The organism is Achromobacter sp. NPDC058515 (assembly GCF_042721735.1).
Lineage (GTDB): Bacteria > Pseudomonadota > Gammaproteobacteria > Burkholderiales > Burkholderiaceae_B > Achromobacter.
Map to the genome: position 1 here is coordinate 143,417 of NZ_JBHXNI010000014.1, position 25,945 is coordinate 169,361.

At 67.5% G+C, this 25,945-nt stretch carries 28 protein-coding genes; 11 read left to right on the forward strand and 17 right to left on the reverse strand.

What is annotated here, in order from left to right; translation table 11 throughout:
• Both gltS and ACFWP0_RS22485 read right to left on the reverse strand, forming a co-directional pair.
• Window positions 1–1,209, reverse strand: a complete 1,209-nt coding sequence (gltS, locus tag ACFWP0_RS22480; protein ID WP_377845794.1) for a sodium/glutamate symporter — start codon at window positions 1,207–1,209, stop codon at window positions 1–3.
• Window positions 1,210–1,370: 161 nt separating this feature from the next.
• On the reverse strand, window positions 1,371–1,874 hold the full coding sequence (locus tag ACFWP0_RS22485; RefSeq protein ID WP_377845913.1) for a GNAT family N-acetyltransferase: 504 nt from the start codon (window positions 1,872–1,874) through the stop codon (window positions 1,371–1,373).
• Between the two features lie 163 nt (window positions 1,875–2,037).
• Between ACFWP0_RS22485 and ACFWP0_RS22490 the strand changes: the two genes are divergently transcribed.
• Together ACFWP0_RS22490 and ACFWP0_RS22495 are read left to right on the forward strand one after the other, a co-directional pair.
• The gene (locus tag ACFWP0_RS22490; RefSeq protein ID WP_377845796.1) at window positions 2,038–3,084 is read left to right on the forward strand and encodes a glycosyltransferase family 2 protein; all 1,047 of its coding nucleotides are present in this window, start codon (window positions 2,038–2,040) and stop codon (window positions 3,082–3,084) included.
• Window positions 3,085–3,086: 2 nt separating this feature from the next.
• Window positions 3,087–4,676, forward strand: coding sequence for an ArnT family glycosyltransferase (locus ACFWP0_RS22495; protein WP_377845798.1), 1,590 nt, complete (start codon window positions 3,087–3,089; stop codon window positions 4,674–4,676).
• On the opposite strand, the gene ACFWP0_RS22500 is transcribed toward ACFWP0_RS22495, so the two are convergent.
• Window positions 4,630–5,025 carry a GtrA family protein gene (locus ACFWP0_RS22500; RefSeq protein ID WP_377845800.1) on the reverse strand — a complete coding sequence of 132 codons (396 nt, stop codon included), beginning with the start codon at window positions 5,023–5,025 and terminating at the stop codon, window positions 4,630–4,632. The genes ACFWP0_RS22495 and ACFWP0_RS22500 overlap by 47 nt on opposite strands.
• Before the next feature lie 75 nt (window positions 5,026–5,100).
• Here ACFWP0_RS22500 and ACFWP0_RS22505 point away from each other — a divergent pair, with 75 nt between their 5' ends.
• On the forward strand, window positions 5,101–5,877 hold the full coding sequence (locus tag ACFWP0_RS22505) for a ChbG/HpnK family deacetylase (protein WP_377845802.1): 777 nt from the start codon (window positions 5,101–5,103) through the stop codon (window positions 5,875–5,877).
• A 10-nt stretch (window positions 5,878–5,887) separates the two neighbouring features.
• Here ACFWP0_RS22505 and ACFWP0_RS22510 read toward each other — a convergent pair whose 3' ends face one another.
• On the reverse strand, window positions 5,888–6,751 hold the full coding sequence (locus ACFWP0_RS22510; RefSeq protein WP_377845804.1) for a LysR family transcriptional regulator: 864 nt from the start codon (window positions 6,749–6,751) through the stop codon (window positions 5,888–5,890).
• Window positions 6,752–6,864: 113 nt separating this feature from the next.
• On the opposite strand from ACFWP0_RS22510, the gene ACFWP0_RS22515 reads away from it, so the two are divergent.
• Window positions 6,865–7,347: a multidrug/biocide efflux PACE transporter gene (locus ACFWP0_RS22515; protein ID WP_377845807.1), complete on the forward strand. Its 483-nt coding sequence runs from the start codon at window positions 6,865–6,867 to the stop codon at window positions 7,345–7,347.
• Here the strand turns inward: ACFWP0_RS22515 and ACFWP0_RS22520 are convergent.
• The 9 genes from ACFWP0_RS22520 to ACFWP0_RS22560 all read right to left on the reverse strand — a co-directional run bounded on the left by ACFWP0_RS22520 (window position 7,322) and on the right by ACFWP0_RS22560 (window position 15,691).
• Window positions 7,322–7,972 (reverse strand): GntR family transcriptional regulator, encoded by a 651-nt coding sequence (locus tag ACFWP0_RS22520; protein ID WP_377845809.1) that lies wholly within the window; start codon window positions 7,970–7,972, stop codon window positions 7,322–7,324. The two genes, ACFWP0_RS22515 and ACFWP0_RS22520, sit on opposite strands and share 26 nt — an antisense overlap.
• Window positions 7,972–8,937, reverse strand: a complete 966-nt coding sequence (locus tag ACFWP0_RS22525; RefSeq protein WP_377845812.1) for a branched-chain amino acid ABC transporter permease — start codon at window positions 8,935–8,937, stop codon at window positions 7,972–7,974. The genes ACFWP0_RS22520 and ACFWP0_RS22525 overlap by 1 nt, the downstream gene beginning before the upstream one ends.
• Window position 8,938: 1 nt before the next feature.
• Window positions 8,939–9,841, reverse strand: coding sequence for a branched-chain amino acid ABC transporter permease (locus ACFWP0_RS22530; RefSeq protein WP_377845814.1), 903 nt, complete (start codon window positions 9,839–9,841; stop codon window positions 8,939–8,941).
• Window positions 9,842–9,954: 113 nt separating this feature from the next.
• Window positions 9,955–11,160, reverse strand: coding sequence for an ABC transporter substrate-binding protein (locus ACFWP0_RS22535; protein ID WP_377845817.1), 1,206 nt, complete (start codon window positions 11,158–11,160; stop codon window positions 9,955–9,957).
• A 59-nt stretch (window positions 11,161–11,219) separates the two neighbouring features.
• Entirely contained in the window at window positions 11,220–11,945 is a 726-nt protein-coding gene (locus tag ACFWP0_RS22540; RefSeq protein WP_377845820.1) for an ABC transporter ATP-binding protein, read from the reverse strand.
• The gene (locus ACFWP0_RS22545) at window positions 11,938–12,693 is read right to left on the reverse strand and encodes an ABC transporter ATP-binding protein (protein ID WP_377845823.1); all 756 of its coding nucleotides are present in this window, start codon (window positions 12,691–12,693) and stop codon (window positions 11,938–11,940) included. The genes ACFWP0_RS22540 and ACFWP0_RS22545 overlap by 8 nt, the downstream gene beginning before the upstream one ends.
• Before the next feature lie 90 nt (window positions 12,694–12,783).
• The gene (locus tag ACFWP0_RS22550) at window positions 12,784–13,695 is read right to left on the reverse strand and encodes a dihydrodipicolinate synthase family protein (RefSeq protein ID WP_377845826.1); all 912 of its coding nucleotides are present in this window, start codon (window positions 13,693–13,695) and stop codon (window positions 12,784–12,786) included.
• 139 nt (window positions 13,696–13,834) lie between these two features.
• Window positions 13,835–14,722, reverse strand: a complete 888-nt coding sequence (locus tag ACFWP0_RS22555; protein WP_377845828.1) for an alpha/beta hydrolase — start codon at window positions 14,720–14,722, stop codon at window positions 13,835–13,837.
• Between the two features lie 81 nt (window positions 14,723–14,803).
• Window positions 14,804–15,691, reverse strand: a complete 888-nt coding sequence (locus ACFWP0_RS22560) for a LysR family transcriptional regulator (protein ID WP_377845830.1) — start codon at window positions 15,689–15,691, stop codon at window positions 14,804–14,806.
• A 96-nt stretch (window positions 15,692–15,787) separates the two neighbouring features.
• On the opposite strand from ACFWP0_RS22560, the gene ACFWP0_RS22565 reads away from it, so the two are divergent.
• On the forward strand, window positions 15,788–16,192 hold the full coding sequence (locus ACFWP0_RS22565) for a CidA/LrgA family protein (RefSeq protein WP_377845832.1): 405 nt from the start codon (window positions 15,788–15,790) through the stop codon (window positions 16,190–16,192).
• The gene (locus ACFWP0_RS22570; protein ID WP_377845834.1) at window positions 16,182–16,874 is read left to right on the forward strand and encodes an LrgB family protein; all 693 of its coding nucleotides are present in this window, start codon (window positions 16,182–16,184) and stop codon (window positions 16,872–16,874) included. The genes ACFWP0_RS22565 and ACFWP0_RS22570 overlap by 11 nt, the downstream gene beginning before the upstream one ends.
• A 7-nt stretch (window positions 16,875–16,881) precedes the next feature.
• Here ACFWP0_RS22570 and ACFWP0_RS22575 read toward each other — a convergent pair whose 3' ends face one another.
• Window positions 16,882–17,526, reverse strand: coding sequence for a LysE family translocator (locus ACFWP0_RS22575; protein ID WP_377845836.1), 645 nt, complete (start codon window positions 17,524–17,526; stop codon window positions 16,882–16,884).
• Complete coding sequence (locus tag ACFWP0_RS22580; protein WP_377845838.1) at window positions 17,523–18,443, reverse strand: DMT family transporter; 921 nt, start codon at window positions 18,441–18,443, stop codon at window positions 17,523–17,525. Before ACFWP0_RS22580 ends, ACFWP0_RS22575 begins: the two co-directional genes overlap by 4 nt.
• A 146-nt stretch (window positions 18,444–18,589) precedes the next feature.
• On the opposite strand from ACFWP0_RS22580, the gene ACFWP0_RS22585 reads away from it, so the two are divergent.
• The 4 genes from ACFWP0_RS22585 to fusA all read left to right on the forward strand — a co-directional run bounded on the left by ACFWP0_RS22585 (window position 18,590) and on the right by fusA (window position 23,373).
• A complete protein-coding gene (locus ACFWP0_RS22585) occupies window positions 18,590–20,050 on the forward strand; it encodes a PLP-dependent aminotransferase family protein (RefSeq protein WP_377845839.1) in 1,461 nt (486 codons plus the stop codon).
• A 39-nt stretch (window positions 20,051–20,089) separates the two neighbouring features.
• Window positions 20,090–20,434, forward strand: a complete 345-nt coding sequence (locus ACFWP0_RS22590; RefSeq protein ID WP_377845841.1) for a TIGR01244 family sulfur transferase — start codon at window positions 20,090–20,092, stop codon at window positions 20,432–20,434.
• A gap of 99 nt (window positions 20,435–20,533) precedes the next feature.
• Window positions 20,534–20,998, forward strand: a complete 465-nt coding sequence (locus ACFWP0_RS22595) for a universal stress protein (protein ID WP_377845843.1) — start codon at window positions 20,534–20,536, stop codon at window positions 20,996–20,998.
• Between the two features lie 263 nt (window positions 20,999–21,261).
• Window positions 21,262–23,373: an elongation factor G gene (fusA, locus tag ACFWP0_RS22600; RefSeq protein ID WP_377845845.1), complete on the forward strand. Its 2,112-nt coding sequence runs from the start codon at window positions 21,262–21,264 to the stop codon at window positions 23,371–23,373.
• Window positions 23,374–23,390: 17 nt separating this feature from the next.
• On the opposite strand, the gene ACFWP0_RS22605 is transcribed toward fusA, so the two are convergent.
• Window positions 23,391–24,344, reverse strand: coding sequence for a DMT family transporter (locus ACFWP0_RS22605; RefSeq protein ID WP_377845847.1), 954 nt, complete (start codon window positions 24,342–24,344; stop codon window positions 23,391–23,393).
• 245 nt (window positions 24,345–24,589) lie between these two features.
• On the opposite strand from ACFWP0_RS22605, the gene ACFWP0_RS22610 reads away from it, so the two are divergent.
• The gene (locus ACFWP0_RS22610) at window positions 24,590–25,060 is read left to right on the forward strand and encodes an Lrp/AsnC family transcriptional regulator (protein WP_377845848.1); all 471 of its coding nucleotides are present in this window, start codon (window positions 24,590–24,592) and stop codon (window positions 25,058–25,060) included.
• Between the two features lie 10 nt (window positions 25,061–25,070).
• On the opposite strand, the gene ACFWP0_RS22615 is transcribed toward ACFWP0_RS22610, so the two are convergent.
• Window positions 25,071–25,880, reverse strand: coding sequence for an alpha/beta fold hydrolase (locus tag ACFWP0_RS22615; RefSeq protein ID WP_377845850.1), 810 nt, complete (start codon window positions 25,878–25,880; stop codon window positions 25,071–25,073).
• Between the last annotated feature and the right edge of the window lie 65 nt (window positions 25,881–25,945).

Here is a 25,945-nt window from a genome sequence, read left to right on the forward strand (position 1 = left end):
TTACATCCCTCCCACGAACGGCAAGGAGATCAGCGAGGTCAGGACGATCACGTTCATGATGTCGACCAGGAACGCGCCGGTGACCGGCACCACGATGAAGGCTTCGGGCGCCGGGCCGTGGCGGCGCGTGAGCGCCTGCATGTTGGCGATGGCGGTGGCCGTCGCGCCCAGCGCGAAGCCGCAGAAGGCCGCCGACATGATGGCCGCCTCATAGTCGCGCTTGAGCATCCGGAACACCACCCAGGCGGCATACAGCGCGCAGAACAGGGTCTGCACCGCCAGCATCAGCGCCAGCGGCCCGGCCAGGCGGGCCACGCTGGACAAGTCCAGCGTCATCATCGTCATGCCGAGAAAGAGCGACAGGGCGATCGTGCCGATGATCTCGGTGGCGCGGTCGTCCAGCCTGATGCCCACCAGCGGGCCGGCGTTGCGGATGAGCACGCCCGTGGCCAGGCACCACAGGAAGTTGGGCAGGCTGACGGGGGCGTCCTCGACCAGCGCCGCCAGGGCGCCGCCCACCACCAGGCAGACGAAGGCCGCCGTCATGGATACGATGAACGAGCCGGCGGTGGCGGGCTCCTGGGCTTCGTTCAGGTCCGGCGCGAGGGAGCCGGCGCCGGCGGCGTGATCCAGGCTGCCCGACAGCTTGTGCCGGCGCATGATCCATTCCGCCACCGGGCCGCCCACGACGCCGCCCAGCACCAGGCCCATCGTGGCCGCCGTCATGGCCAGCGCCATCACGTCCTGGATATTGTTGAAGTCGGCAAAGCGCGTGGCGTAGGCCGCGCCCGTCCCGTGGCCGCCCACCAGCGTGATCGTCCCGCCCAGCAGGCCCATCAGCGGATGCATGTCCAGCAGCCAGGCCATGCCCAGCCCGACCGCGTTCTGCAACACCAGGAACGGAATCAGCGCCAGCAGGAAGGCAATGAGCCGGGGGCCGCCCTTGGCCAGCAGTTTCAGGTTGGCGGTCAGGCCGATGCAGCCGAAGAACAGCAGCAGCAAGGTGGGCTTGATGCTGGTTTCCAGCGAGACGGACACGCCGCCCCAGGTCGACAGCAGATAGGCAAGCACCGCGAAGAGCAGGCCCCCGACAATGGGGTCGGGGATGCTGTAGCGGGCCAGGAACCCTATCCGGGTGGTCAGCACGCGTCCGACGACGAGCACCAGGCAGCAAGCGAGAAGGGATTGAACGGGCGTAAGGGAAATCATAAGAACCTTAGCGCCCTGCCGGGCGCGGCAAATTCAGGCTATCCGTACCGTCGCCGCCGCATCGCTCGCGGGCTGCGGCCTATCTTACGGCTTGCGGAGTCGTGGTGTACACAGGGGGCGGAAGGCCCGCGCCGGCGTCGCCGGGCGGACCAGGGCGGAACCTACAGCGCAAACGCGCGCGACATGTAACGGGCTTGTGGCCCGTAACCGGCCAGTTTCTCGGCCAGTTCGCCGGTATCGGCGGCGACGGGCGCGTAGCCATGCCGCAGCCAGTAGCTGACCGCGGACTCCAGCGACACCAGGCTGGCACGTCGCAATCCGTCCTGCATGGCGCCCTGGGCCGCCGCGCGGACGAGGGCCTGGCCCACGCCCAGGCCCTGGGCAGTCGGCACGACCGCGCAATCGTGCAGGAACCAGTGGTCGGCGCCGGGCGGCAGCGCAGCCAGCGCCTCGTCCAGCGCGGGCGGCAGGCCCGCGTCCCAGGGGTAGGAAATCAGATAGCCCAGCAACACTCCGTGCGCGTCCGGCCGCGCCGCTTGCGCGACCCAGCAGTAAGACGGCGCGAGGGCAAGGCGATTCAGGAAAAAACCTGCGCTTTCGAGCAGGAACCGGGGGTAGGCCAGGGCTTGGGCATCGAGGATGGCGTCCACATCGCTGGCCTGCATGGGGCGGACTCGGTATTGCATGACATCCCGTGAAAAAAGCAGTCCGGCGCATTTTAGCGAGGCCGGCAGCGCCGCGCTTCGGAGGGGCGCATTTCATGAAAATTCGACGAGGCCCTCCGCATACTGCTTTCCATCGTGCCCCGCATTCCGTATCCAGAGCCTCATGCATATCCAATTCCGGTCCGATTCTCGGGCGCAGCAAGTCCTGGCCACACCGCTACCCTTGAGATCGGTATGGCCAGCGCCGGCGGCGAGCGCGCCGTACGACGCCTGCGTGACTTGCGTCATTCCCTGCCTGAACGAAAGCGAGAACCTGCGGGTGCTGCTGCCCATGCTGCGCAACCGCCTTGCCGCGCTGTGCAGCAGTTGGGAGGTCATCGTGGCCGACGACGGCAGCACGGACGACACCGAGGCGCTGATGGCGCAATGGACCGGGCACGACGGATTCCGCTACGTCCAGCTGTCCCGCAATTTTGGCAAGGAAGCCGCGCTCAGTGCGGGCCTGGAGGCTGCCGGCGGCGACGTGGTGATCTGCCTGGACGCCGATCTGCAGCATCCCCCCGCCCTGATCGAACAGATGCTGGCGCGCTGGGCCGCCGGGGCCGAAATGGTCTACGCCGTGCGCGAGACCCGCGCCGGCGAATCCTGGATCAAGCGATCCGGCGCGCGCTGGTTCTACCGGCTGCTCAGCAGCGCGCGCGGGGTGGACGTTCCGGCGCATGCCGGAGACTTCCGGCTGATGGACCGCGGCGTGGTGGACGCGCTGATCGCCTTGCCCGAACGCACGCGCTTCATGAAAGGCCTGTATGCCTGGGTCGGCTTCAAGGGCGAGGCCTTGCCCTATACGCCCGACGAACGCATGCACGGCGACAGCCGCTATGGCGGACTGCGCCTGTTCCGCCTGGCGCTTGACGGTCTGACCGCCTTTACGACCTGGCCGCTGCGCCTGGTCAGCCTGGTCGGCGTGGCGTTCGCCGCCGTGGCGCTGGCCTATGCGGCCTTTCTCGTGGGCGACTACCTGAAGTCCGGCAACCCGGTTTCCGGCTGGACGACGATCGTGACCGCCGTGCTGTTCTTCGCCGGCGTCAACCTGATCTCCCTGGGCGTGGTGGGCGAATACGTGGCGCGCATTTTCGACGAGGTGAAAGGCCGCCCCTTGTTCGTGGTGCGCAGGCGCCAGGGGCGCCCCGCCGGCCGGGCCCAAGGCTGATCATGGCGAACCACACCCGCGCGGCGCGCTCCGAATGGACCCCGCCGGCAGCATGGTTCCTGCTCGCCGTCGGCGCCTGGCTGGCCTGCCTGGCCTGGATACGGCCGCTGACGCTGCCCGACGAGGGCCGCTACGCCGGCGTGGCGTGGGACATGCTGCGCAGCGGATCGCACGCCGTGCCGCTGCTGGACGGCATGCCGTACTTTCACAAGCCGCCGCTCTATTACTGGCTGACGGAACTGTCGTTCTCGGTGTTCGGCGTCCATCCGTGGGCGGCGCGGGCGCCGTCATGGCTGGCCGCCTGGGGCGCGGCCTCGGCGCTGTACGGCTTCGTGCGGCGCTATCGCGACGCCGCCGCCGCCACGTTGACCGTGCTGATCCTGTCCACCATGCCGTTCTTCTATGGCGGCGCGCAGTTCGCGAACCTGGACATGCTGGTCGCCGGCCTGATCACGCTGTGCGTGCTGGCCGCGGCGCATACCGTGCTGCGAGCCGAGCGCGGCCAGGCCCATCGCTGGATGTCGGTGGCCGCCGCCCTGCTGGCCGCGCTGGCGGTGCTGGCCAAGGGGCTGATCGGCGTGGCGCTGCCCGGCGCCATTCTGCTCGCGTGGCTGGCGTGGGGGCGGCGCTGGCGCGGCCTGCGCGCGCTGCTGTGGCCGCCGGCGCTGCTCGTCTTCCTTGCGGCCGCGGCGCCGTGGTTCGCGCTGATGCAGCTGCGGTATCCCGGCTTCTACGACTACTTTTTCGTCTACCAGCACTTCCAGCGCTTTGCCGCCGCCGGCTTCAACAATGCCCAGCCTTTCTGGTTCTACCTGCCGGTGGTGGCGGGCCTGAGCCTGCCCTGGTCGCTGTGGGGCGGCGGCATCCTGCGCCGCGCATTCTGGGCCGAGGGGCCGGCGCGCGACCTGCGGCGCCTGGCCGTCGCCTGGTTCGTCGTCGTGGTGGCGTTTTTTTCCTTGCCGCATTCCAAGCTGATCGGCTACGCGCTGCCCGCGCTGGCGCCGCTGGCCTTCCTGCTGGCCGAGGTCATCCTGGCGGCGTGGCGCGCCGATGCCGATACCGTCACGCCGCGGCTGGCGGGCATCGGCGCCGCCGTCGCGGCCGGCGTGTGCGTCGTCGCCGTGGGCGTGGCCGCCGGCAATGCGCGCGGCAGCGCCGCGCCGCTGGCAAAAGCCGTGCGCGCGCAGGCGCGGCCAAGCGACACCTTCGTGTCGCTGCATGCCTATCCCTTCGATCTGGCCTTATATGCCCGGGCCCCGCGGCCCGCCTGGGTGGTGGACGACTGGCTCAATCCCGAGGTGACGGCGCGGGACAACTGGCGCAAGGAGCTCCATGACGCCGCGAAGTTCGATCCGGCCACCGGGCGCGAGGTGCTGATCAGCGCCGCGCAGTTCAACGCCCGCCTGTGCGCGGCGCCGGAGGGCGCGCGCTTCTGGGTGTGGGGCAGGCACGCGGACGGCGCGGTCTACGCGCCGCTGCAAGGCTTGCAGCCCGAGGCCGGCGGCGTGGTGAACGCGGTGTGGCGCGTGGAGGCGAACGCGGCCCTCAGGCAGCGGGTTTGTGGCGGAACGCCCACAGCCGGCTGGCGATGAAGGTGGCGAACGCCAGCCCGATCAGGATCAGGGCCAGCAGCGTGTCGTACGGGATGTCGGTGGCGTGCAGCAGCCAGGCGTAGGCGGATTCGTTGATCGCGAAGCCGATGGCTGAAATAAGAAAGAAACGACGGACCGCTATCGTCCAGGGTATGGATGAATGTCGGAACGTGAGCCGGTAATGACCGCCGAAGGACACCGCGAAGGCGGCCAGCCAGCCGATCAGGTTGGCGGCCAGCGGCGGGGCGCCGAACGCTTCCACGCAGCCCACGGCAACGGCCCAATGGGTGGCGGCCGCCGCGCAGCCGACTGCGACGAACAGGCCGATTTGCCGAAGCAGGGTGCGCATGTGGAATGTGATGTGACGGTATGTCGAGGTGAAGCGATGAATAAGCGCGTGGTGGTTTGCGGGGACGATTTTGGCATGAATGCCGATATCGATGAAGGCTTGATCGCGCTGGCCGGCATGGGCCGCGTCAGCGCCGTGAGCTGCCTGGCGCACGGGCCCACCTTTGCCGCGAATGCGCGCCGGCTGGCCGCGCTGGACGTGGATGTCGGCCTGCATGTGAACCTCACGGAACCGCTGGGCGCCGACGCCGGGCCGATGCCGGCGCTGGGCACGCTGATCCTCAAGGCCTACGCCGGCCTGCTGGATGCGGCCTGGATCAACGCGCAGCTCATCCGGCAGTTCGACGCCTTTGAATCGGCGTTCGGCCGCGCGCCGGACTACGTCGACGGACACCGGCATGTGCATCAGTTGCCCGGCATCCGCGAGCGCATCCTGTCGCTGCTCGGACAGCGCTATGCGGCCCGCCTGCCGTGGCTGCGCCGGACCACGCCCGGCATGCAGTGCGGCATTCCGCTGAAGGAATCGGTCAAGGCGCGCCTGATCGGCGCGCTGGGCGCGGCGGCGCTGGCGCGGGAGGCGGGCAAGAACGGCCTGCGCACCAATCGCCGCCTGCTGGGCGTCTATGGATTCGAGGGCGGCAGGCGGCGCTACGCCGGCCTGTTGCAGCACTGGCTGTTCAACGCGCGCGACGGCGACCTGCTCATGTGCCACCCCGCGCTGGGCGGCAAGGACGACGGCGCCATGGCGCGCCAGCGGCGCACCGAGTTCGAGGTGCTGGCCAGCCCGGGGCTGGGCCACTGGCTCGGCGTCAACGGCGTGCGCATCTCGCGCCTGCCCGCCGCGGCGCGCTGAGCAACCGCGCCTATCCCCGCGTCAGGCTCTGCAGCAGCCAGGCGCCGGCCGGCCCCAGCGCGCGGCGCGTGGACCATACCGCGTCCACCCGGATGTGCCGCGGCCAGCCCGGCACGCTCAGTTCCACCAGCTGATCGCGGCCAAAGCGCTGGATCATCCAGCGCGGCAACTCGGTCCAGCCGAACCCCAGGCTGGCCATTTCCAGCAGCATCAGATAGCCGGGCGCGGACCAGGTCGAATGGGCCGGCGTGGCTTCCTTGGCGTCCAGCTCGAAGGTGCTCAGGCGCAGTTCGCGCGCGGTCTTCAGGTGGTCGGCCGTCACCGAGGGCAGGCTGGCCAGGGGATGGCTGCGGCCCGCGCACAGCACGATTTCGGACACCTCGGCCAGGCAGGCGTGCGCCACGTCGGGCGGGTAGCTGTCCTGGGCCGCCATCAGGCCCACATGCGCGCGGCCCTGCTGCACCAGCGCGACCACGTCCTCGTACTCCGCGATCAGGCATTCGAAGCGCAGCGCCGGGTAGCGCTGGTCGATCTGGGTGAGCATTGTTTCGAAGGTCTGGGACTGGAAGGTGTCGGACAGCACCACGGTAAGCCTGGGCTCCAGCCCTTCGGACAGCTGGCTGGCGCTGCGGTTGAAGCGGTCGTTGGCGGCCAGCACCTGCAGGGCCTGTCCGAGCAGGACCTGGCCGGCCTCGGTCAGCGAGGGCTGGCGCTGGCTGCGGTCGAACAGCGGCACGTTCAGGTCCACCTCCAGGTTGGCGATGGTTTCGCTGATGGTGGACTGGCTTTTGCCCAGCTTGCGGGCGGCGGCGGAAAACGAGCCCTCGGAGGCGACTTGGGCAAAGGCGGCGAGCGATTCCAGGGAGTGGCGCATAGAGCGGGGCGATCTGATGAATTATCGGAATTTCCGATGGATAGTATCTTTATCGTAACGGAAATATCGTCGAAAATCGCTTCCATTCAGTAGCAACCGACCTCAGGTGGGTCATGACGCAAGCCAAGAAAACCCTTAAAGAACGATTCCTCCACGCCTTTCTGTTCGAAATCCTCGCCATCGGCCTGTGCGCGCCGGCGGCGGCCTGGGCCATGGGCAAGTCCCTGTTCGAAATGGGCGTGCTGACGGCGGTGATCGCCTGGATCGCCCTGGTCTGGAACATGATCTACAACGCCGGCTTCGACCGGATCGAAAACCGCCTGGGCTGGACCCGCACGTTCCGGATCCGCGTCGTGCACGCGTTCGGCTTCGAACTGGGCCTGATCCTGATCGTGATCCCGCTGGCGGCCTGGTGGCTTAGCATCAGCCTGTGGGAGGCCTTCCTGCTGGACATCGCCCTGGTGCTGTTCTACCTGCCCTATGCCTTCTTCTACAACCTGGCCTATGACCGCTCCCGTCCCCGGGTCATGAAGTGGCTGGCCCGCGGCCGCGTGGAAGCTGCGCCGGCGGCTACGAGTCAATCACCTTGCGCGTGAACATCTCCAGGTAGTCCATCAACGAATCCGCGCCCTTGATCGCCGCGGATTCGTTGCCGGTGGCGATGCCCTGGGCCATCAGCATGTGGCGGCGGGCGCCCTCGGCGATATCGCCCTCGTGCTGGTAGGCGTACCAGAAGCGCCGGCACTGGATGATCAGCGGTTCCACCGCGTTCACCGCCGACGCATTGCGGCAGGCCTGGTGGCAGACATGATCCAGCAGCTGGTCGGCATGCATGTAGTCGTCCAGGTTGCCGCCTTCCGAGGCCCGGATCATCTGCGCCGCGCAATCCACGATCTGCGCGCGCTGGGCGGGCGTGGCGCGCCGGGCGGCGCTGGCGGCGATCAGCTGCTCCAGCGCCCGGCGGGTCTGGATCAGGTCGATGTGGTCGGCAAGCTGGATCATCGACACGCGCAGGCCGCGGCGCGGTTCCTGGCGTATCAGGCCGGCCGCGACCATGCGCAGCAGCGCTTCGCGCAAGGGCGTGCGTCCCAGGCCGGTTTTCTCCACCAGATCCGCTTCGACGACCGCGCTTCCAGGCTGCAGCTGCAGCGTGGCGATCATGCTTTCGATCTGGTCGTAGGCGACATCCGCGGCGCGCCGTTTGGGTTCTGCTCCTGCCATCAATTATTGTTTTCCTTCGTTTTGCGCCACTGCGCGTAGGCCAGCCATTCGCCGACGAACCCGCGCCGGAAGAACGACACGCACAACACGAAAATCAGCCCGATGACGATGGTGACGACATCGCCCAGGGTGGCAAGATAGTTCTGCAGGCTGACGACCAGCGTGGCGCCCACCACGGGACCCCACACCGTGCCGATGCCGCCCAGCAGCGTCATCAGCAGCACTTCGGTGGACGTGGCCAGCGATACGTCGTTCAGGGCGACCAGCTGAAGCACCAGGGCCTTGAGCGAACCGGCCAGTCCGGCCACCGACGCGGACAGCACGAAGGCCAGCAGCTTGCACCGATCCGTATCGTACCCTAGCGAAATGGCGCGCGGCGCGTTGTCCCGGATGGTCTTGAGCACCTGGCCGAAGGGCGAATGGATCACCCGGTAGACGAACAGAAAGCCCAGCACGAAGACGCCCAGCGCGTAGTAGTACATATTGGTGTCCACGCTCAGGTCCACCAGGCCCAGGAACTTGCCTCGGGGAATGCCCTGCATGCCGTCCTCGCCGCGCGTCCAGCCCACCTGCACGGCCATGAAGTACGCCACCTGCGACAACGCCAGGGTGATCATCGCAAAGTAGATGCCCGTGCGCCGGATGGCGAGCCAGCCGATCGCATAGCCGACGGCGGCCGCCATCGCCACGCCGCAGGCCATGGCGATCTCGGGAGGCAGGCCCCGGGCGCCGAACAGGATCATCATCTGGCCGGCGGCGTAGCCAGCCCAGCCGAAGAAGGCGGCATGGCCGAACGACACCAGGCCGGTAAAGCCCGTCAGCAGGTTGAAGGCCAGCGCGAACAGCGCGAAGCACAGCACCTTCATGACGAACACGGGGTAGATGATCTGCGGGAAGAACGGCACCAGCAAGGCGGGCACCAGCAGCACCGCCAGGATGCGGATCGAAAAGGGAATGCGCGACACCTTATTTCTCCTTGCCGAACAGGCCCGCGGGGCGCATCAGCAGAACGACGGCCATCACGATGAAGACGACCACGGTCGATGCTTCGGGATAGAACACTTTGGTCAGGCCTTCCAGCAGGCCCAGCGCCAGGCCGGTGACGATGGCGCCCATGATGGACCCCAGGCCGCCGATCACCACCACGGCGAAAACGATGTTCAGCAGGTTCGACCCCATCAGCGGGTTGATCTGCATGACGGGCGCGGCCAGCACCCCGGCCACGCCGGCCAGCGCCACGCCGAAGCCGTAGGTCAGCGTGATCATCACCGGCACGTTCACGCCGAAGGCCTGCAGCAGCTTGGGATTCTCGGTGCCGGCGCGCAGCATGGCGCCCAGGCGGGTGCGCTCGAACAGATACCAGGTCAGCAGGCACAGCGTCAAAGACGCCACCACCACGAAGCCGCGGTAGGCCGGCAGGAACATGAAGCCCAGGTCGAAGCCGCCCTGCAGGATCTCGGGCGGTTCATAGCCCACGCCGGAGATGCCGTAGAAGTAGCGGAAGCCGCCTTCCATCATCAGCGCGATGCCGAAGGTCAGCAGCAGCCCATACAGGTGGTCCAGGTGATAGAGCCGCTTGAGCAGCGTCTTCTCGATCACGATGCCGACCGCGCCCACCAGCAGCGGGGCGATGATCAGCGCGGCCCAGAAGTTGATCTGCACGCCGGGCCCCAGCAGCTGCGGCAGCTGCGTGAAGCCGATCCACGCCAGGAACGCCGCCATCATGAACTGGGCGCCGTGCGTGAAGTTGACGATGTTGAGCAGGCCGAAAATGATGGCCAGCCCCATGCTCAGGATGGCGTAGAAGCAGCCGTTGATCAGCCCGACCAGCAGTTGGGCGAGCAGGGCGGAAAGCGAGATGTCGAACATAGTAGGCGGCAGGGGCGGACGTGGCGCGTCGGTTTGCGGGAGGCGTGCGGCGGCGATGCGCGCCGCGGACGGGGCAGCCGGCGCCGGGCACGCATGCCCGGCGCGTCATGGCCTTACGACTTGATCAGCGAGCACGCGGCCTGGGGCTTCGGGAAGACCTCCTCGCCCTTGAGCACCGACTTCACGTTGTAGTAGTCCCAGGGCGCCTTGGACTCCTTGGGCGATTTCACCTGCAGCAGCAGCATGTCATGCACCAGCGCGCCGTCCGCGCGCAGCTTGCCGTTGCGGATCACGGCATCGTTGATGGTCATCTCGCGCAGCTTGGCCATCACCGCGGGAGCCTCGTCCGTGCCGGCGGCTTCGATGGCCTTCAGGTAGGACAAGGTGGCCGAGTAGACGCCGGCCTGCGAAGCCGTGGGCATCTTCTTGGCTTTCTCGAAGAACTTCTGGGCCCAGGCGCGCGAGGCGTCGTCGTAGTCCCAGTAGAAGGCTTCGGTCAGGTACATGCCCTGCGCCTTGGCCAGGCCCATGCTGTGCACGTCCGAGATGTAGGTCAGGAGCGGCGCCACGATCTGCTTCTTGTTGATGCCGAATTCGTTGGCCTGCTTGACCGCGTTGACCGTGTCGTTGCCGGCGTTGGCCAGCGCGATCACGTCGGCCTTGGACGCCTGCGCCTTCAGCAGAAACGAGGAAAAGTCATTGCCGGGGAAGGGGTGGCGCGATACGCCCACCACGCTGCCGCCGTTTTCCTGGATGACTTCCGTCCCGTCCTTTTCCAGCGAATGGCCGAAGGTGTAGTCGGCGGTGATGAAGTACCAGGTCTTCTTGCCCTCCTTGACCAGCGCGCGGGCGGTGCCGGCCGCCAGCGCGTAGGTGTTGGTGGTCCATTGGGCGTTAAGCGGCGAGCATTTTTCGCCCAGGATCGCGGTGGACAGGCCGGCCGACGGCATCGTCACGCGGTTCTTCTGCTTGGCGATCTCCATGACGGCCAGCGCCGTGGATGCGGTGGGAAAGTCGGTGATCATGTCGACCTTGCCCTGGTCGAACCATTCACGGGCCAGGTTGGCGGCGACGTCGGGCTTGTTCTGGTGGTCGGCGGCAACCACTTCAACCGGCTTGCCCAGCACCTTGTTGCCCATCTCTTCGGCGGCCAGGCGGGCCGCGATCACGGAACCGTTGCCGGCCAGGTCGGAATACACGCCGGACAGGTCGGTCAGCACGCCGACCTTGACGACGTCGTCGCTGACCTTGGCCTGGGCATGCGCGGCGCCGGCCAGGCCCAGGGCGAACAGCGCTGCTGCGATTCGATTCAATTTCATCTGACTACGCTCCGAGTAGGAAGGGGGACTGCTGTCGGAAGGAATGCGAAGGGGGGGCGTCAAATGCCGAGTAGGGCGTTCAGCCGGTCTTGCGACTGCCGGACTTCCTCTCGGTCGACCACGGCGACAACCTGGCCGTGCTCGATGACGTAATGGCGGTCGGCCAGGTGCTGGGCAAAGCGGAAGTTCTGCTCGACCAGCACGGTGGTATAGCCGCGCTCTTTCAATTGCCGGATCACCCGGCCCAGCGACTGCACGATGACAGGAGCCAGGCCTTCCGTGATTTCGTCCAGCAACAGCAAGCGGGCGCCGGTGCGCAGGATGCGCGCCATCGCCAGCATCTGTTGTTCGCCACCCGACAGCCGCGTGCCCGGACTGTGGGCGCGCTCCTTCAGGTTGGGGAACATGGTGTAGATCTCTTCCACCGACATGCCGTCCGGCCCTACGGCGGGCAGCAGCATGAGGTTCTCCTCGGCGCTCAGGGAGGCATAGATGCCGCGCTCTTCGGGGCAGTAGCCGATGCCGCGGCGCGCGATCTTGTGAGGGGGCTGGCCGATGGTTTCCTGCCCCCGGACCTTGATGGAGCCGCTGCGCCGCCCCACCAGGCCCAATATGGACTTCAGGGTGGAGCTGCGGCCGGCGCCGTTGCGGCCCAGGAGCGTCACGCATTCGCCGGGCTTCACGTCCAGGTCGATGCCGTGCAGGATGTGCGATTCGCCATACCACGCGTGCAGGTTGCGGATCTCCAGCATGTTCGCGGATGCGTCCGCCATGGCTTCACTCATCTTCGGCTCCCATGTAGGCTTCGCGCACCGCGGGGTTTTCCGACACGGTCGCGTAGGGGCCTTCGGCCAGGATCTCGCCCCGCTGCAAGACGGTGATGGTGTCGGAGATGTCCGCCACCACCTTCATGTTGTGTTCGACCATCAGGATGCTGCGGCCCGCCGACACTTGCTTGATCAGGTGCTTGACGCGGTCCACGTCCTCGTGGCCCATGCCCTGCGTGGGTTCGTCCAGGAGCAGCAGCTCCGGTTCCAGCGCCAGCGTGGTCGCGATTTCCAGGGTGCGCTTGCGGCCATAGGGCAGGTCGCCCGCCGCCACGTCCAGATGCGTGCGCAGGCCCACCTGGTCCAGCAGTTCCTCGACGCGGTGGTGCAGGCTTTCCAGCGTGCGTTCCGACCGCCAGAAGCAATAGTCCACCCCCAGCTTGCGCTGCAGGGCCACGCGCACGTTCTCGCGCACCGACAGCTGCGGGAAGACGGCGGATATCTGGAACGAGCGCACGATACCGCGGCGCGCGGTCTGCGCCGGGCGCTCCTGCGTGATGTCCACGCCGTCGTACACGATCTCGCCGCGCGTCGGGATGTGGAACTTGGTCAGCAGGTTGAAGAAGGTGGTCTTGCCCGCGCCGTTGGGGCCGATCAGCGCATGGATGGCGCCGCGGCGCACGCTCAGGTTGACGTTGTTGACCGCCACGAAGCCGCGGAATTCCTTGGTGAGGCCCCGGGTCTGAAGGATGATGTCGCTTTGCATGGTGTCCGTTGGGCGTGCGGGAGGACAGGCCCCGGCGCGTCGCGGCTTCGCCACGCGCCTGAGGGTTCGTGCTGCTTGCGGGGCCTGTCCTTACTTCGACTGGTGCTGCGGGGGGCGCTTGGCCATCGCGGCCTGGATGATGGCGGCGCAACGTTCGCGCTCGGCGCCCGCCAGCGGCAGGCGGGGGCGGCGCACATGCTCGTTGCCCACGCCGGCTAGCGTTTCGGCCAGCTTGATGTTCTGCACCAGCTTGGTCGAGACGTCCAGGTGCAGCAGCGGCGTGAACCACTGATAGAGCGCCAGCGCGTCCTGCCATTTGCCGGCCTTCATCAGCTCGTACAAGGCCACGGTTTCACGCGGGAAGGCGGTCACCAGGCCGGCCAGAAGGCCGTCGGCGCCCAGCGCCAGCGCCTCGAAGGACAGGTCGTCCACGCCGATGAATAGCTGGTAGCGGGTGCCCAGCGCATTGCGCAGGTCGGTCAGGCGGCGGACGTCGTCGCTGCTTTCCTTGATGGCCACCAGCCACTCGCAGTCGGCCAGTTCGACCATGTGCTCGGTCTTCAGGTCTACGCGGTAGGCGACGGGGTTGTTGTAGATCATGCAGGGCTTCTGCGCGGCCTGCGCCATGGTGCGGATGCTCTGCATCGCTTCGCGCGCATCGGCCACGTAGATCAGCGAGGGCATGAGCATGAATCCGTCCACGCCCAGGTCCACGGCGGCCTTGATGAAGCGCAGCGCCTCGCGGGTGCTGGTTTCGGACACGTTGGCCAGGACGGGAATGCGGCCGGCGCTGACTTCCACCGCGCAGCGCGTCACCTCCAGCTTCTCCTCCAGGGTGAGGGTGCTGGCTTCGCCGAGCGAACCGCAGGTGACAAGACCGTGGACCCCGTTGTCGATCAGGAAGCCGAAATGCTTGCGCATCGCTTCGAAGTCGAGGGTCTCGTCGGCGTGGAACTTACTGGTTACGGCAGGAAATACGCCCTGCCAACGCACGTTACTCAACTCGGTTCTCCTCAAGATGCCGTCGCTTCAATGGCGGAGCGGCGAGCAGGACCAAAGTCTAATATCCGTTAAATATATTTAGAAGATATTTTGATATGGGAGTTTCCCGGGCTCGGGTTTTCCCGGCGGCCCAAGGCCGTCAGCCTTTCTTGCGTTGGTAGGCGCCGCTGGCGTCCTGCATGAAGGTCTTCACGGCGGTCTCGTACTGGGTTCCGCTGCGGAACGCGCCCGAATGCGAGGCGCCTTCGATCTTGACCAGCCGCTTCAGGTCCGGCGCCACGTTGCGCGCCGCGGCAAAGAGCTCGTCGCTCATGGTGTGCGGCACCACGCGGTCGGCGGTGCCGTGCAGGAACAGCATGGGGGTGTGCATCTGCGCCAGCTTGTCCACCGAGGCAAAGGGCTGCGTGACCAGCAGGCTGGCCCCCGGCACCTTGCCCCAGCGCAGCGTGGACAGCATCGCGCCGATGCTGGTGAAGCTGGATTCCACGATCAGCCCTGCAAAGTCAGGCTGTTCGGGGCGGGCGGCCAGATCGATGGCGATGGCGCCGCCCAGGCTGTGTCCGTAGACGAAGCGGCGCGCCGGGTCGGGCTGGCGCCGCGCCAGTTCCGCCAGCCCGGCCATGGCGTCTTCCAGCGCGCTTTCCTCGGACGGCAAGCGCGGCGAGGACGCGCCGAAGCCGCGGTAGTCGATCGCCAGCACGGAATAGCCCATGCGGGCCCAGCCGTCGATGCGGAACGCGCTGCCGTTCAGGTTCCAGCGCGCGCCATGCAGGTACAGCACGGTGGGCGCATTCGCCTGCGGGCTTTGCCAGTACCAGGCGCGCACCTTGTCGCCGTTGTCCAGCGTCAGATCGAACACTTCGGTGCCGGCGGCGGGCTCGCGCCACCAGGTCTGCGGTTCCGCCTGGGGGGAGAAGATGGTCTGGCGCTGCCAGGAATCCAGCTGCGTGCAGCCCACCACGCCGGTGGCGGCAAGCAGGACGGCGACGAACAGTCGGCGGGGAGAGAATCGGGGCAGGGCGGGCATGACTGGTGTGACCCTGTGGGTCCGGCGGGGTTCCGGCATCAGCATACCCCGCGGCGGGCCGATGAGCCCAGCGTCCCGCGTTCACGCCGTATCGGGATGGACCTCGCGGGTCAGCGCCAGCCAGGCTTGCGCGGCGTGCGACAGGTAGCCGCCGCGGCGCCACACCAGCACCATTTCCCAATCCGTCCCCGGATCGCGCAAAGGCACGCGGGCGACGCCCGCATGCAGCTCTTCATTGGCCTTGATGCGCGGCAGGAAGGCCACGCCCAGTCCCGCCGCCACCAGCGCCACGATGAAATCGATCTGGCCGCTGCGCGCGGCGATGGCCGGCGCGAAGCCGGCCCGCTGGCAGGCGTCGTGAATGATGCGGTTCAGGGCAAAGCCCGTCTCGAACAGAATGAAGGGCGAGTCGCGCAACTCGCGCAGCCCGACCGAATCCGCTCGCGCCTGCGGATGATCGGCGGGCATCAGCGCCACCAGGGGCTCGCGGGCCACGGGCTGCCATTCGAAGTTGTCGGGCACGGGCTGGAGCGACCCCGCCAGTTCGATTTCTCCGGCCATCACCATCTCTTCCAGGCGGCGGCTGCCGTGTTCGACCAGGCTGATCTCGATCTGCGGATAGCGGCTGCGAAAGCGCGCGAACATGGGCGCAAACAGCGAGCTGCTGCCCAGCGGCGGCAGGCCCAGCCGCAGCACGCCCCGCGTGAGGCCCTTCAGTTCGTCCAGCTCGGCGTGCAGATCCTCGCGTTCGGCCAACATGGCCAGGGCCCGGCGATACACGATTTCGCCCGCCGCGGTCAGGCGCAGGGGCTGCGCGTGGCGGTCCAGCAGCGGCATGCCGAGCTCGTCCTCCAGCTGGCGCACGGCCTTGCTCACCGTGGGCTGGGTGGCGTAGATGGCTTTGGCCGCTTGGGAGAAACCGCCCTGGCGAACGACTTCGACCAGGGCGCGCAGGGGACGCAGTTCCATGATTATGCCAATTTGGAATATGTTGGATTCATCGAATTCATTTTATCTATAGGCGTCGCGGGCGTAAAACATCAGCTTGCCGTTGGAATCTGCCTCATGCCTCGCCCTCGCCACACCATCCTCCTGCGCAGCACGCTGCGCCGCAGCCGTTTGCTGCAAATCGCGTTGATCGTCCTGTTTTCGCTGTTGGGGCAGGCGCTGGCGCAAGCCTTGGGGCTGCCCGTGCCCGGCGGGGTCATCGGCATGGCGCTGGTGCTGATATTGCTGGCGACGCGGCGGCTGCGGGTGCGCAATGTGCAGCGGGGCGCAAGCTGGCTGCTGGGCGAAATGCTGCTGTTCTTCGTGCCGGCCGTCATGTCGCTGCTGGACCACCGCGAATTCCTGGGATTGCTGGGCTTGAAGCTGCTGCTCGTCATCCTGCTGGGAACGGCCCTCGTCATGGCGGGCACGGCGCTGACCATCGATCTTTGCTATCGCTGGATGAACCGCCATGCCGTCTGAATTCAACCTGCTGTTCTGGCCCGCGGCCACGGTGCTGGCCTACGTCTGCGCGCGCCTGTTCTATCGCCGTTACGCCTATTGGTGGACCTCGACCCTGGTGGTCGCGCCGGCGCTGCTGCTGGCGTTGGCCATCGCGCTGCATACCGGCTATCGCGACTACATGTCCGGCTCGCACTGGCTGATGGCGATGCTGGGGCCGGTCATCGTGGCGTTCGCGCTGCCGCTGTACGAGCAGCGCGCGCTGATCCGCCGCTACTGGCCCGTGCTGGCGGCGGGCGTCGCCGTGGGCAGCGCCATCGCGGGGGCCAGCGCGTGGATGCTGGGCAGCCTGCTGGACCTGCCGCCGGATCTCCGGCTCAGCCTGCTGCCGCGTTCCGTGGCCACGCCGTTTGCCGTGGCGGTGTCGTCCCATGTGGGCGGGGCGCCCGACCTGACCGCCGTGTTCGTGATCGTCACCGGCGTGTTCGGCGCGGCCATCGGCCAGCTCATGCGCCGCTGGCTGCCCTTGCGGTCGGCCTTGGCGCGGGGCGCCCTGTTCGGGATGGGCGCGCACGGGGCCGGCACGGCCAAGGCCCGTGAACTGGCGGCCGAAGAGGGCGCCGTCGCGGGCCTGGTCATGGTGATGGCGGGGCTGTTCAATGTGCTGGTCACGCCGGCCGTGGTCGTCGGCCTCCTGGCCTGACGCCGGATCAGCGCAGCAGTTCCAGGGCGACCGGATACAGCGAGGCCACCAGCAGCAAGGCCATGCCGACGTTGAAGGCGCGGATCGCTGCGGGCTTGTGCAGCACGCGGCGCAGCGCCGTGCCGAAGGTCACCCAGATGCCGATGCTGGGCAGGTTGACCACGCCGCAGACGACCGTGGCGATCACCAGGTTGGCGAAGAAGCCGTTCTGCGGCGTATAGGTCGCCACCACGCCCACGGCCATCACCCAGGCCTTGGGATTGACCCACTGGAAGGCGGCCGCCTGCAGGAACGTGAAGGGCTTGCCGCGGACCTGGCCGTCATCCATGCCGCCCGAATTTGCGATCTTCCAGGCCAGGTAGAGCAGGTAGGCGGCGCCCGCGTACTTCAGCACGGTGTACAGCTCGGGCACCTGCTGGAAGACCGAGCCCAGTCCGATGCCCACCAGGAAGATCATCAGGGTGAAGCCCAGGTTCACGCCCAGCAGATGCGGCAGGCTGCGGCGAAAGCCGAAGTTCAGGCCGGACGACGCCAGCATCACGTTGTTCGGGCCGGGCGTGATGGAACTGACCAGCGCGAACAGCGCCAGCGGGCCCAGCAGCGACAGCGAAGCCAGGGGCACTTCGGCCCAGTTGGCGGGAAACATGCTCATTTTGCGGTCCTCACAATGGCGCGGCGTCCGCCGGCGATAACGGCGATCACGGCGACGGCGAACAGGAACGTCGCCGGCTCCACGGATTCGCCAAACAGCAATGCAGCCGCCACGACCGTGAGGAACGGCTGCAGCAACTGTACCTGCCCGACCCGGGCGATCCCGCCCGCGGCCAGGCCGCGATACCAGGCGAAGAATCCCAGGAACATCGAGCCGAACGCCAGGTAGGCGCAGGCGGAAACCACCGCCGCGCTGGGCCAGCCGGCCTGCGCGGCCATCCAGCCCACCGGCGCCGCCACCACGGGCGCGCTGATCGCCAGCGCCCAGCATATGGTGCGCCATCCGCCCAGCGTGCGCGAGGCCCTTGCGCCTTCGGCATAGCCCATTCCGCCCAGCACCACCGCCACCAGCAGCCAGAGGTCGCCGACCGCCAGCGTGCCGTGGCCCTGGCGCAGCGCATAGGTGGTGACCAGCGCGGCGCCCACGACAGCCCAGCCCCAGAACGCGGCCGAGGGGCGCTCGCCGCTGCGCAGGGCCGCGAAAGCCGCCGTCGACAGCGGCAGCAGCCCGTTGAATACCGCGCCGTGCGAAGACGAGACGGTCTGCATCGCAAGCGACGAGGCCAGCGGCCAGCCCACGACGATGCCCACGGCCGCCAGGATGACGCCGGGCCATTCCTGGCGGTTGGGACGGCGGCTGCGCGTCAGCCACAGCAGGGCAACGGCGGGCACGGCGGCGATCAGCGCGCGCCCCAGGCCGACCAGCAGGGGCGCCAACTCGGCGACCGCCACCCGAGTCATCGGCAGCGTCAGCGAAAAAACCAGGACGCCCAGGAAGCCGTAGCCGTAGCCTTCCAGCAGGGACGAGGATGCGGCGGGGGTCGCCGGGGACGGGGGGTAAAGCGCGGGACGGGTCATGACAGCCACCAGATTGGGCACGGAAGGGCCTTGCGGCCGCCCGCAGTTGCGGGCTTGCGGTATTGCTGTCACTCTACGCATAGTCATCGGTACAGTACCGGTACACATTAGCATGTCACCTTAACCACTGGCCTGGTAGAAACTCCATGACAGTTGCTTCCGCTCCCGCGTCCTCCATGCCCTGGCAACCCGTGCGCCAGGCCGATGCCACCCTGGTGGCGCAACTGGCCGACGGCCTGGCCCGCCGCATCGACGAGCAGGGCCTGCGCCCGGGCACCCGGCTGCCGTCCATCCGCAAGATGGCCGAACAGTCGGGCGTCAGCCGCTTCACCGTGGTCGAGGCCTACGACCGGCTGGTGGCGCGCGGGCTGGTGCAGTCGCGCCGGGGCGCGGGATTTTTCGTGCGGGCGCGCAGCGGCCCGCTGGCGGCGGCGGCCGCCGCCGCGCCCAGCTCCCTGGCGCCGCCCGCCCGCGTGGACATCGCCTGGCTGCTGCGCAGCATGTTCCGCGAATCCAACGCGCCCGGCATGCCGGGCGGGGCGGGCCTGCTGCCCGCGGACTGGCTGGATCCGGAAATGGTGGCGGGCGCCGTGCGCGCCGTGGGCCGCTCGGTGCGCGCCCAACTGGTCAGTTACGGCCATCCCCAGGGGTTCGCGCCGCTGCGCCAGCAGATCGCCGCATCCCTGCAGAACGACGGCGTGCCGGCGCATCCCGAACTCAATCTGCTGACGACCAACGGCGTGACCCACGGGCTCGACCTGATCGCTCGGCACCTGGTCAAGCCGGGCGACACCGTCCTGGTCGAGGACCCCGCCTGGTTCGTCATCTTCGGCCGCCTGGCCGCTTTCGGCGCGCGCCTCATCGGCGTGCCGCGCGGCCCGGACGGCCCCGACATCGCGCTGCTCGAACAACTGGCCGCGCAGCACAAGCCCAAGCTCTTCATCGTCAACAGCGCGGTCCACAATCCCACCGGCCACACGCTGTCGGCGGGGGCGGCCTACGACATCCTGCGCATCGCCGAACGCCACGATTTCATGGTGGTCGAGGACGACACCTATGGCGAGCTGCACCCGGGCGGCGCGATGAAGCTGGCCGTGCTGGACCGCCTGAACCGCGTGATCCTCGTGGGCGGCTATTCCAAGATGCTGGCCGCCAGCCTGCGCGTGGGCTATGTGGCCGCCAATCCCGAGATCCTGCAAAAACTCGCCGACCTGAAGATGCTGGCCGGCCTGACCTCGCCCGAGCTGGGCGAACGCGTGGTCCACCGGGTGCTCATGGAAGGGCAGTACCGGCGCCATATCGAACGCGTGCGCCTGCGGGTCGACGACGCGCGCCAGCGCTGCATGAAGGGGCTGCTGAAACTGGGGCTGAAGGTGCACCACGAGCCGAACGCGGGCATGTTCGTCTGGGCCGATTGCGGACGAGACACCGAGGCGGTGGCCCGCGAGGCCGCCGATCGCGGCATGCTGCTCGCCCCGGGCACGCTGTTCTCCCCGTCGCAGGCGCCGTCCACCATGCTGCGGTTCTCGGTGTCCATCGCGGACCACCGCGGCATCTGGACCGAATTGGAAAAACTCTTCGCGCAAAACGGGTCCTACAATCAATAATATGCAGCTATCTCTTTGAAGTCATTGAAGGAAACCGTCATGTCCGCACCCATCAAGCCCCTGACCCAGAACTTTGCCGTCGCCCCGCAGCTGGGTCCCGACGACATGGCCGATGTCGCCGCCGCCGGCTACAAGAGCGTCATCATCAACCGTCCTGATTTCGAAGGCGGCCCCGACCAGCCCACCGCCGCCGACGTGTCCAAGGCCGCGCAAGCCGCCGGCCTGAAGATCGAATACCAGCCCGTCGTGGGCAGCGCCATGACCGCCGCCGACGTCGCCCGCTTTGCGGAACTGCTGCGCACCCTGCCGGGCCCCGTGCTGGCATACTGCCGTACCGGCACCCGCTGCACCAATCTGTTCGCGGCCGCCCAGCAGCTGGGCTGAACCCGGCATTGACGCTCATCAAGCACGCCGGGCTCCGTTGATGTGAACCTGGCGGCTTTCCGGTAGCATGAAGATTCCTCTCAAACAGGAGCAGGCAAGATGTTCAAGAAGATCCTGATTCCCACCGACGGTTCCCCGCTCTCGGCCCAAGCAGCCAACGCGGGCATTTGCTTTGCGCGTTCCGTGGGCGCTGAAGTGGTTGCCCTCTACGTGACGCAGCCGTTTGCGGCCACCATCGGCTTTGACGGCATGGCCGCGGCCTACGCCATTACCGACGAAGACTACGAAAAAGCCTCCGCCGAGCAAGCCGACAAGTACCTCAAGCAGATCACCGACCGCGCCGACACCGCCGGGGTCAAATCCGAATCTCGCGCCGTGTCCAACTTCAATGTGGCCGACGGCATCGTGCAAGCCGCCTCCGACGCCGGTTGCGACCTGATCTTCATCGGCAGCCACGGCCGCAGCGGCTTGTCCCGCCTGCTGCTGGGCAGCGTCACCGCCAAGGTGTTGTCGCTGGCCAGCACCGCCGTGCTGGTGTATCGCGTCAAGGAAGACAAGAAGTAGTCGCCGCCGCATCCGGCGTGTAGATACGCCGATGCGCATGCCGCGCCAGGCCCCTCTTCGAGGGGCCTTTTTCATGGGCGTCCAGCTGATACGTCCCCTTTCCCGACGGCGCTTGTATCTTGCCGCGCGGCGCGTAATATTTAGCCATCAGCGCGGGCGCGGTTTCGCAATACCCAAGCACTGCATGCGGCATGGCGCCCGCCGCGGCAAGGCCCGGTCGGGCTTGCCGTTTTGGCAGGCAGTTCACTGCAAGGGAAGAGGCCATGACTCGCAAGACGCGCATCGATCTTTATCGCAATATCGGCATCAGCGCCCATATTGACGCAGGCAAAACGACGACTACCGAGCGCATCCTCTTCTATACCGGGATTACCCACAAGATCGGCGAGGTCCACGACGGTGCCGCGGTGATGGACTGGATGGAGCAAGAGCAGGAGCGCGGCATCACCATCACGTCGGCCGCCACCACCGCCTTCTGGAAGGGCATGGCGGGCAATTATCCCGAGCACCGCATCAACATCATCGACACACCTGGCCACGTGGACTTCACCATCGAAGTCGAGCGCTCCATGCGCGTGCTGGACGGGGCCGTCATGGTCTATGACGCGGTGGGCGGCGTGCAGCCGCAGTCCGAAACCGTCTGGCGCCAGGCCAACAAGTACAAGGTGCCGCGCCTGGCCTTCGTCAACAAGATGGACCGCGTGGGCGCGGACTTCCTGCGCGTGCAGCGCCAGATCGCCGAGCGCCTGAAGGGCGACGCCGTGCCCATCCAGCTGCCGGTGGGCGCCGAAGACCACTTCGAAGGCGTGATCGACCTGGTCAAGATGAAGGCGATCATCTGGGACGACGCCAGCCAGGGCGTGAAATTCCAATACGAGGACATCCCCGCCTCGATGCAGGCGCAAGCGCAGGAATGGCACGACAAGATGGTGGAGAAGGCCGCCGAGGCCAACGAGACCCTGCTTGAAAAATACCTGTCTGGCGAGCCCTTGACCGAAGCGGAGATCAAGCAGGGCCTGCGGATCCGCACGGTCGCCAACGAGATCGTGCCGATGCTGTGCGGCAGCGCCTTCAAGAACAAGGGCGTGCAAGCCATGCTGGACGCCGTCATCGACTACATGCCGTCGCCGCTGGACGTGCCCGCCATCAAGGGCCATGACGAGCGCGACCGCGAGATCGAGCGCCATCCGGCCGACAACGAGCCGTTCTCCGCGCTTGCCTTCAAGATCATGACGGATCCCTTCGTCGGCCAGCTGGTGTTCTTCCGCGTGTATTCGGGCGTGGTGAAGTCCGGCGATTCGGTCTTCAATCCGGTCAAGGAAAAGAAGGAGCGCCTGGGGCGCATCCTGCAGATGCACGCCAACGAGCGGCGCGAGATCACCGAAGTCTATGCGGGCGACATCGCCGCGGCGGTCGGCATCAAGGACGTCACCACCGGCGACACGCTGACGGATCCGGCCCACGTCATCATCCTTGAGCGCATGGTCTTCCCCGAACCCGTGATCTCGCAGGCGGTGGAGCCCAAGACCAAGGCCGACCAGGAAAAGATGGGCATCGCGCTGGGCCGGCTGGCCCAGGAGGACCCGTCCTTCCGCGTGCGCACCGACCAGGAATCCGGCCAGACCATCATCTCCGGCATGGGCGAGCTGCATCTGGAAATCCTGGTCGACCGCATGCGGCGCGAGTTCGGCGTCGAAGCCACGGTGGGCAAGCCGCAGGTGGCGTACCGAGAAACCATCCGCAAGGCCTGCAACGAGGTCGAAGGCAAGTTCGTCAAGCAATCGGGCGGCCGCGGCCAGTACGGCCATGTGGTGCTGAAGCTGGAGCCGCAGGAGCCGGGCAAGGGCTACGAGTTCGTCGACTCCATCAAGGGAGGCGTGGTGCCGCGCGAATTCATCCCGGCGGTCGACAAGGGCATCCGCGAATCGCTCAACGCCGGCGTGCTGGCGGGCTACCCCGTCGTGGACGTGAAGGCGACGCTGTTCTTCGGCTCCTACCACGATGTCGACTCCAACGAGAACGCCTTCAAGATGGCGGGGTCGATGGCTTTCAAGGAAGGCATGCGCCGCGCCGATCCGGTGCTGCTTGAACCGATGATGCAGGTCGAGGTGGAAACTCCCGAGGACTTCACGGGCAACGTCATGGGCGACCTGTCTTCCCGCCGCGGCATGGTGCAGGGCATGGAAGACATCGCGGGCGGCGGCGGCAAGGTGGTGCGCGCCGAAGTGCCGCTGGCCGAGATGTTCGGGTATTCGACGTCGCTACGCTCGCTGACCCAGGGCCGCGCGACATACACCATGGAGTTCAAGCACTACGCCGAGGCGCCGCGCCAGGTCGCGCAGGAAGTCATGGCGGCCCAGGGCGCGGGACGCTGATCCCGGGTGATGCGGACTCAGGCGGGGGCGGCGGTCGCGGCCGCCGCCGCGCGCAGCCGCGACGAGGCCAGCTTCACGCCCAGCAGGATCATCACGAAGCCATAGGCATGGAACAGCTGCGGGGCTTCGCCCAGCAGCGGCCAGGCCAGCAGCGCCGCGTAGACCGGCACCAGGAACATCGACAGGCCCGCGGTCGCGGGACCTGCCTGGCTGATCAGCCGGCCATACACGTAGTACGCGCCCAGGCTGGGCGCCACCGCCAGGAACAGCAGCACGGCCGCCAGGCGCGGGTCGGTCCACGGCGGGGGCGTGCCCGTCGCGGCTTCGATGCCGGCAAAAGGCGCCAGGGCCAGCACGCCGCCCAGCATCATCGTGGCCAGCCGGGCGCTGTCCGGCACGGCGGGCAAGGCCAGGCGCTTTTGCAGCACGGTATAGAGCGCCCAGCCGGTCGCCGCCAGCAGCACCCACAGGTCGCCCTGGCCAAACGCCAGCCGGGCCAGCGCCTGCGCGTCGCCGCGCGACAGCACCACCAGCACGCCGCCCAGCGCCAGCGCCAGGCCGGCCGCGCGCAGCGCCGACAGCGGCTTGCGCCAGACCAGCGCTTCCAGCAGCGCCACCAGGATGGGGCTGCATGAAAATATCAACGCGATATTCGTGGCGCTGGTGGTCTGCGCGCCGATGTATTGGGGCGCCACCGCCACGCCCATGCCCAGCACCGCCAGCGGCAAGAGCGCGGGCAGGCCGCGCCACAGCGCCTTGCGGTGCGCGCGCAATGCGGGGGCGGCCAGCGGCAGCAGGATGAGCAGGGCGATCAGCCAGCGGCCGAAAGCAAGGAAAACGGGAGGAAGGCTGGCGTCGTGGGCCCAGCGGGCGGCCACCATATTCGAGGCGAATAGCGCCGGGGCGGTCAGAAGCATGGCGGTGCCGGACAGGCCCAGACCGGTTCTTGCGGGTGCTGCTGCGTGGGACATGGTTTCCAGCCGCGCGGATCGTCGCGCGGGTTGCTGCGTTGGAACTGCCGGCGCGGGCGCCGGGTTGTGCCGCAGCGTGAGCGCCGGAAACAGACGGGCGGGATAGATGCCTGTCTTCTCTGGAAAGTCTACGGCGCTTACAGCAAAATAGGTTTCCTGATTCCCGCCGGTTTAGCTGGTTTCGAAAAATATCCTTCCTGTAGAATTATTTTTCATAGGGATATTCTCTTCATCGGCCGGCAATCATGTCCACACTCCCCAAAATCGACGAAACCGACCGCAAGATCCTGCGCGCCCTGCGCGCGGACGGGCGGCTCACCAACCTGAAGCTGGCCGAGCAGGTGGGCCTGTCGCCCACGCCCTGCTGGAACCGCGTCAAGGCGCTGGAAGAGGCGGGGGTGATCGAGGGCTATGCGGCCCTGCTGAACCAGAAGGCGCTGGGGCTGCCGGACACGGTCATGATCGAAGTGACGCTGGAGCATCACGACGACGAGACGCTGGCGCGATTCGGCGAAGAGATCACCCGCCTGCCGGAGGTGGTCGAGGCATTTCTCGTGACGGGCGAATACGACTACCTCATCAAGGTGGCCGTGGCCGGCACCGAGGGCTACGAGGAATTTCTGCGCAAACGCCTGTACAAGCTGCGCGGCGTGCGGCACAGCCGCTCCACTTTCGTGCTGCGGCGCCTGAAGCACACGCCTTCGGTCGAGCCCTGAGGGGCGGGGCTCAGCCCCCGATGAATTCCTCGATGGCGCCGTTGAAGGCGCGCGGATTGCCCAGGTTCATGCCGTGCGAGGAGCCCGTGATGGTCACGCGATGCGCATGCGGCAGCCATTGCGACAAGGCATCCAGCACGGCCGGGTAGGGCGCGGGGCTCAGCGCGCCGCCGATCAGCAGGGTCGGCAGCGTCAGGCTGTCGATCTGCCGCGGCGTGAGCGTTTCGGCTTTTTCGTCCACCTGGGCAAAGAGCGTGCCGACGTTGTCGCGCACCATGTCCTTGAACCACGGCACCATGCGCTGCCAGGTGTCCGGCCCGGTCACGGTGTCCACGAAAAGCGCCAGGCCCTCTTCGATTTCTCCCTGGCGGATCAGCGCCAGCGCGCGCTGGCGAAAGCCGCCGCGCTCGTCGCCGCCGCCCGGCAAGGGCAGGCCGGGATCGGCCAGCGTCAGGCTGCGCAGCGCGTCCGGCTGGCGCAGCGCCGCCTCCAGCACCACGCGTCCGCCGCGGGAATGGCCCACCAGATGGGCGGGGCCGCCAGCCACCGTATCGATGAACTCCAGCACGTCGCTGGCATGCTGCCCGATCGAAAAGCCCTCGCCTTCGCCGTCCCAGGCTTCGGGCCAGTACCGGCGCAGGCATACGGCAAGCACGCGGAACGACCGGCCCAGCGGCGCCATTTGCGACTTCCAGTAGCGGCTGTCGGACAAGGAGCCGTGCACCAGCACCAGGGGGGCGCCGCTGCCGTACTCGGTGTAGGACATGGCATAGCCGCCGATCAGCGCGGTTTGCAGGGGCAGGACGGGTTCGGAACGCATGGAGGGCGGGAAGGAAAAGCCAGGTCCGCATTCTAGCCCGGCGCGGCCGCCCGCCGGGGCTGCCG